The organism is Methanocrinis sp. (genome assembly GCF_049974945.1).
Lineage (GTDB): Archaea > Halobacteriota > Methanosarcinia > Methanotrichales > Methanotrichaceae > Methanocrinis.
The window spans coordinates 14223-15442 of record NZ_JBNGCU010000044.1; the positions used below are offsets into that span (position 1 = coordinate 14223).

A 1220-nucleotide genomic window follows, 5' to 3' on the forward strand; every position below is an offset into this window, starting at 1 on the left:
TTCTCCTGATTCGGTTCTCCTGATTCGGTTCTCCTGATTCGGTTCTCCTGATTCGAGCCCCGGATAGAGATCGGTTATTCTAAATTCTCTCACCAAAAACATTTTAATGTTTGAAGCCCTTGATGGAGTCTGGTGATATAAATGGCCGAAGAGAACAAAAATCTGGGCGAGATGATAAATACCTTCGATGCGGCCGCAGGCGAGGCTCTGGGAAAAAGGGAGAGCCACACTCCGCGGATCGAGGCCCCGAAGACCGTCGGTGCCGACGAGGCCTTCGAGGTCAAGGTCTCGGTCGAAAACCACCCCAACAAGGCTGAGCACTCCATCAGGTGGATCGAGGTCTACTTCCGCGAAGATGGAAGGCCCTTCAACCCCATAATGCTGGCAAGGATCGACTTCACCCCGGTCTACTCAGAGCCCGAGGCAAAGCTGAAGCTGAAGCTCTCCAAGTCCGGGTCGATGATGGCCATGGAGTACTGCAACGTCCATGGCCTCTGGTCTGCAAAAGAGGAGATAAGGGTGGAGTGATCCTCCGCCACCACCCCTTTTGTACCTGCCCTTCTTCTACCTGCTCTTCTGGTCAGGTCGAGCTCACTATGAGCATCCCAAATAGGATGTTCAGGGCCATCAGCAGAAGGGCCGTTCTGCCGAAGATCCTGTGAACCCCTCTGATCTTTCCTCTATTCTCCTTCGTCGCCCTCAGCTGGAGGAGACCCAAAGCCGGCGTGATGATGAGCAGGAGGATCACCAACGATCCGAGGTAGGCGTGAGGCACCCTGAAATGCTCCTGGGATGCTGCAGATACCATGTAGGCCGCCATGGCCATCCCGGCGACGGCGGAAGTGGCCCCAGATATTCCGAGGAGCTTGTGCCTTTTCAGCCAACCCTTACCCTTTCTCCGAGCGACGGTCATGCCCCAGATCAGGAGCCCAAACCCCAGGATCATGAGGGATGCGTGGTAGGGCCAGAGCCTCACGATCTCGGCGGATAGCTCCCCAGAGGGCTCAGCGGCGGAGGCCACCGGGGCGACCGCGAAGATGGAGATGGAGAGGGCCCAAAGGAGGAATCTCATCGGCTTATTAAGACCGCCGGATGTCGTCACCAGATTCAACCCCAACGCTTGGATCAAAAGAAAGTTCGAAGCCCTGATGGGCTTCATCACAGCTTCTTGTGGCAGAACCACCAGTCCTCACAGACCACTCCTCCGCCCGTCTTCCGCG

2 protein-coding genes are annotated in these 1220 nt (G+C 56.5%); one reads left to right on the forward strand and one right to left on the reverse strand.

Going from position 1 to position 1220, the window contains the following annotated elements; genetic code table 11:
- The first annotated feature begins 141 nt into the window (after window positions 1–141).
- On the forward strand, window positions 142–528 hold the full coding sequence (locus tag ACP5EL_RS05865; RefSeq protein ID WP_428401556.1) for a class II SORL domain-containing protein: 387 nt from the start codon (window positions 142–144) through the stop codon (window positions 526–528).
- Between the two features lie 52 nt (window positions 529–580).
- Here the strand turns inward: ACP5EL_RS05865 and ACP5EL_RS05870 are convergent, their stop codons facing one another.
- A complete protein-coding gene (locus tag ACP5EL_RS05870; RefSeq protein ID WP_428401557.1) occupies window positions 581–1072 on the reverse strand; it encodes a hypothetical protein in 492 nt (163 codons plus the stop codon).
- Between the last annotated feature and the right edge of the window lie 148 nt (window positions 1073–1220).